The 5,224-nt window shown below is 48.2% G+C and carries 2 protein-coding genes and 2 pseudogenes; all 4 read left to right on the top strand.

Features of this window, described 5'->3' with window-relative positions:
• Positions 1–135, top strand: a pseudogene (locus tag HMPREF2796_RS10965) (IS1595 family transposase); the annotation flags it as partial.
• A gap of 442 nt (positions 136–577) precedes the next feature.
• Entirely contained in the window at positions 578–2,065 is a 1,488-nt protein-coding gene (locus HMPREF2796_RS00925; protein WP_070630253.1) for a site-specific DNA-methyltransferase, read from the top strand.
• A gap of 12 nt (positions 2,066–2,077) precedes the next feature.
• Positions 2,078–4,753 (top strand): DEAD/DEAH box helicase, encoded by a 2,676-nt coding sequence (locus tag HMPREF2796_RS00920; protein WP_210385332.1) that lies wholly within the window; start codon positions 2,078–2,080, stop codon positions 4,751–4,753.
• 241 nt (positions 4,754–4,994) lie between these two features.
• Positions 4,995–5,224, top strand: a pseudogene (locus HMPREF2796_RS11615) (IS1595 family transposase); the annotation flags it as partial.

The following is a 5,224-nucleotide window of genomic DNA, read 5'->3' as shown; positions in this document are numbered from 1 at the left end:
AAACGCGTCTTACGTAAATATAACGGAATCGATCGCAAATCCTTCCCGCTGTTCTTGAAAGAATGCGAATTTCGGTTTAACTTCGGCACACCGTCCCAGCAGCTTAAAATCCTGCGGGATTGGTGTGGAATTTAGGGCTAATCTACGTCAGCCCCTAATTTAAATCCCAATGGGACACTCCATACAGTGGTCGTGAAGAATCCCCCTGGTTTTTTAACTGAACCATTCTTCTATGGACTGAACGTAAATTAGCCCCTTCTTTTAATCACCTAACATCCAATCATGCTCAAAGTCCAAAGAGGCTACCTGAAAATTTCAGGTAGCCTCTTTTCAGCTTTTCATTTCCGATATAGCGAATCATCCAAAGCGGCAGCATTGTCGGTAACAGCATGGAAGATGCGGGGGAGAAAGTTCGTGTACAATTTTTGACGTATAATCCATAATTTTCGCAGCCTGCGACATCATTTTTCACTAGGACACACCATGCCATCATTATACTGGTCAAACAAAGAGCAGGCTGTGCGTGCCGCAGCCAAAAGCGCCTATCGCCTGCTGATGGAAAATTCTAAATTTTCCTATGGTCTTCAAATGTTTACCACCCCCCCCGCAAAATAATATAAATCAAACACTTAGCAACAATCTCATTATTCAGGGCGACAATCTGGACGCTCTGAAATCTTTGCTGCCGTTTTATGCCGGCAGCGTCAAATGTATCTTTATCGACCCGCCATACAACACGGGCTCGGCCTTTTCCCATTACGATGACAATTTGGAGCACAGCCTGTGGCTGTCGATGATGTATCCGCGTCTGGAACTCTTGCATGAACTGCTGGCGGAAGACGGCAGCATTTGGATTACGCTGGACGACAACGAAAGCCATTACTGTAAAGTGGTGATGGATGAGATTTTCGGGCGGGGGAATTTTGTGTCAAATGTAGTGTGGGAAAAAAAATTCTCCCCACAGAACGATGCGAAATGGCTAAGCGACAATCACGACCATATCCTTTGTTATGCCAAAAATAAAAACAAATGGCAGCCGAATTTGCTGCCCCGTTCCACAACTGCCATTTCAACATATAAAAATCCTGATGATGATCCTCGTGGCTTATGGACAAGCAGCGATTTCTCAGTAAAGACCTATAACGCTGACTATGATTACCCCATTCTCACACCGTCTGGGAAAATAATTCATCCTGCAAAAGGAAGGTGCTGGCAAACCAATCAAGCTGCTTTTCAAAAAATGGTCGAAGACAATCGTATTTGGTTCGGAAAAAAAGGAGGTAATGTTCCTCGTGTAAAGAAGTTTCTATCCGAAGTCAAAGACGGTGTTACCCCCTTAACCATATGGAAACATAGCGAAGTCGGACATAATCAAGATGGCAAGAAAGAAGTAAAAGAGTTCAATGGCGAAGAGGTTTTCGATACCCCCAAACCCGAACGGCTAATCCAACGTATCCTGCAAATCGCCACCAACAAAAACGACCTCGTCCTCGACAGCTTCCTCGGCAGCGGCACCACGGCCGCCGTTGCTCACAAGATGAACCGCCGCTACATCGGTATCGAGATCGGCGAGCACGCAAAAACCCACGTTGTGCCGCGCTTGAAAAAAGTGATAGACGGTGAACAGGGCGGCATTTCTCAGGCAGTCGGCTGGCAGGGCGGCGGCTCGTTCCGTTTTTGCGAATTGGGCGTACCTGTGTTCGACCGACACGGCTCGCTCAACCCCAAAATCAAATTTGCCGACTTGGCGGCATATATCTGGTTTTTGCAAACCCACACCCCTTTTGCCTTTTCAGACGGCCTGCAACCGCAAACGCCCTTGATCGGCGTGCATGAAAACACGGCGTTCTATTTGCTCTACAACGGTATTTTGGGCGACAAGCGCCCGCAAGGCGGCAACGTTCTAACACGCAAAGTTTTGGCGGAACTGCCTGGCTTGGATGATTTTGTCGCACAGGGTCGACAGATTGTGGTGTACGGCGAAGCGCGCCTTGTGGGCGATGAAGCCTTACGGCAAAAACGTATCACGTTCAAACAAATCCCGTATCACGTGACCGGCAAATAACAAGGGGAAATCATGAAACTGAAAACTTATCAGGAAAATGCTTTGGGGACGTTGTCGGACTTTTTGACTTTATGCCGCGACAGACTACCTGAAAACGCATTTGCACAAATGCAGCCAGAAATCCCCTACCGCAATCCCGACAACCAATGGCCTATTCCTTATGTTTGTATGCGGATTCCCACCGGTGGCGGCAAAACGCTGCTGGCCGCGCATACGGTTTCGCGTGCGGCCAAGGATTATTTGGATTGCGAACGCCCTGTGGTGTTATGGCTTGTACCAAGCAAAACGATCAAGGCGCAAACGGTGGAAGCGCTAAACAACCGCCGGCACGCCTACCGTCTGGCATTGGACGATGCGTTCAATCGAGAAGTGATCGTGATTGATGCGGAACAGTTTACCCAGCTTAAGCCACAGGATTGGGGGAATAAAACGATAGTCGTAGTTTCCACCATTCAGAACTTCCGTGTGGACGATACCTCAGGACGCAAAATTTACGCGCACCACGAACAACTGGAACCTCATTTTGCCAGGCTACCTGAAAACGTGTTACGCGATTTGGAGAAAATAGGCAGTATGGATATTCGGGAGAACGGTTTGCAGGTACAGGCAGTAGGCAAGGTGAAATGTTCGTTTGCCAACCTGCTGGCGACAAACCGCCCGCTAGTGATTGTGGATGAAGCACACAACGCACGCACGGCCCTAACCTTTGAAACGCTGCGCCGCGTCCATCCTGCGGCAATTGTGGAATTTACCGCCACGCCAAACACAGACAGAAAACATGGCAGCAATATCATTTACCACGTTGGTGCAGCAGCATTGAAAGCGGAAGAGATGATCAAACTGCCGATTTATGTACAGGATCACAGCGGTAAAAACTGGCAGGAAATCGTAGATCGGGCAGTGTTGCAACGCGCAGATTTGGCACAAAAGGCACAACTGGAAGCCGACTATATCCGCCCAATTGTACTGTTTCAGGCGGAGAATAAAAACGGTACGGTTACGGTTGATGTGCTGCGCGATTACCTTTCAGGTAGCCTGCATATCGCCCCTGAAAAAATTGCGGTGGTTACCGGCGCACAACGGGAATTGGACGGCATCAACCTATTGTCACCCGACTGCCCGGTTGAGTTTGTGATTACCGTTGAAGCCTTAAAAGAAGGTTGGGACTGCCCGTTTGCCTATGTGTTTTGTTCGCTGCAAAACGTGTCCTCTGCCAAAGATGCGGAGCAGTTGTTGGGGCGCGTACTGCGGATGCCCTATGCAAAACGGCGCATGGTGGAAGATTTGAATTGGGCATATGCACATTTGCTCTCGCCGAAGTTTGGCGCAGCAGCAGGCAGTTTGACGGACAAACTGGTCAATATGGGTTTCAACCATTTGGAAATCGCCAAGATTTTACGTAATGATTTGGGAAAACCGGATGATTTGTTTGATGGATACGAATTACCCAGTATCGGTAGCCAAACCGTGAGCGTGTTTGAATTGGCAAGCATTCCCGATGTGTGCCGCCTGCCTGAAGAACAGCGCGGACAAATCAAATTGACCACACAGGAAGACGGCAGCGCAACCGTGCAGATTTCGGGCAGCATTACACCCGAAACGGAAAAATTGCTGCTGCAACACAGCCCGAGCGGCAAAAGACGCGAGGCGTTAAAAACGCAGATTGCCGTGCATAACCAAAAAATCGAGCTGAATAAGTCGCCGTCCCAGCGTGGTGAAACCTTCCCCAAACTGCCGCAGGTTTGCCTGAAATTTTTGAGTTATCAGGACGAATTGGATTTGTTCGAGCCAAAATTATTGCTGAATATATTAGGCTGGAACATCAATGATTATCCTGCCGAACTGGATTTTCAGGCAACCGACAACGATGTGCAGTTCAGCATCGATTTGGATAATAATGAAACGGTGGAATACCGCCAAACTGCACAGCAACTCAGTTTCAACCATGGTTTTTTGGATTTTACTGATGACGATTTGGTCAATTGGCTGGATCGCAATATCGAACACGATGACACGCCGCAACAGCAAATGTTGCCGTTTTTGCAACGTGTTGTCCGGAATCTGCTAGCAAAACCTAACGTAAAATTGGCGGATTTGCTGCAAAACAAATTTGCATTAGCACGGGCGGTGGAAGGTTTAATGAACCGCTATCGCGAACAGGCGATGGTCGAAGGCTATCAGCAAACTTTGTTCAACGATGCCGCTGAAACGCAAGCCTGTTTGAGTGAGCAATTCTGCTATGAGTTCTCGCCCGAAAACTACGAACCGCAACCGCCGTTTTATCCAGGCCACTATCGGTTTACCAAGCACTTTTTCCCAGAAATTGAAAACCTAAAAGCACAGGGTGAAGAGTTTGACTGCGCCCAGATCATCGATACGCTACCTGAAATCAAATACTGGATACGTAACCCCGACTTAGGCAAACGTGGTTTTTGGCTGCCCTTGTCGGGTGTCCGCGGTAACCGCTTTTTCCCTGATTTCATCTGTGAGCTGAAAGATGGGCGGATTTTAGTACTAGAATACAAAGGCGAGGCCTATAAGACCAATGACGATAGCAAAGAGAAATGCTTGATTGGTCAGCATTGGGCACAGATGAGCGAAGGACGGTGTTTGTTCGCCATGATTGTGGAGCGAGACGAACAGGGCCGGAATATGCGCCAGCAAATCTTGGGCGCGATCCAGTCTTAGAAACTCTGTCACAGTACTAAGTCAGTAATAGCAGGGATGTTACTCCAGGCTGTCTGAACACATCAGACAGCCTGGAATTTTATCTGCAACACATTCAGCAATACCGCCAAGTGTCCCGCATAAAATGAATGAGGCAAGGCAGCGTGCCGCAAACAGTACAAGCAGCACGGCAAGGCGAGCCAACGCTGTAGCGTTTAATTTAGGGACTGACGTAGATTAGCAGCTATGCTAGGCTACGAAAATGAAGATAACTAATTGTAAATTAAGCAAGAGAGTTCAAAAGAAACTACTTGAATTTTTTGTACTCCAAGTTACCGCCCGTTCCGCTGCCGATCTTTTGGGCATTCAGCCCAACTCCGCTATTCTGTTTTACCGTAAAATCCGTATGGTCATCAGCCATCATTTGACCTTGGTTGCCGATGAGGTTTTTGAGGGCCCTGTCGAGTTGGACGAAAGCTATTTCGGCGGACG

It is taken from the genome of Eikenella sp. HMSC071B05 (assembly GCF_001811325.1).
Taxonomy (GTDB): Bacteria; Pseudomonadota; Gammaproteobacteria; order Burkholderiales; family Neisseriaceae; genus Eikenella; species Eikenella corrodens.
The sequence above is the reverse complement of the archived record's forward strand: the minus strand, read 5'-3'. Positions and strand labels throughout refer to the sequence as shown.

Coding starts and splice junctions, on each gene's coding strand:
- HMPREF2796_RS00925 (WP_070630253.1), top strand. CDS start 578: ATGGTCTTCAAATGTTTACCACCCCCCCCGCAAAATAATATAAATCAA.
- HMPREF2796_RS00920 (WP_210385332.1), top strand. CDS start 2,078: ATGAAACTGAAAACTTATCAGGAAAATGCTTTGGGGACGTTGTCGGAC.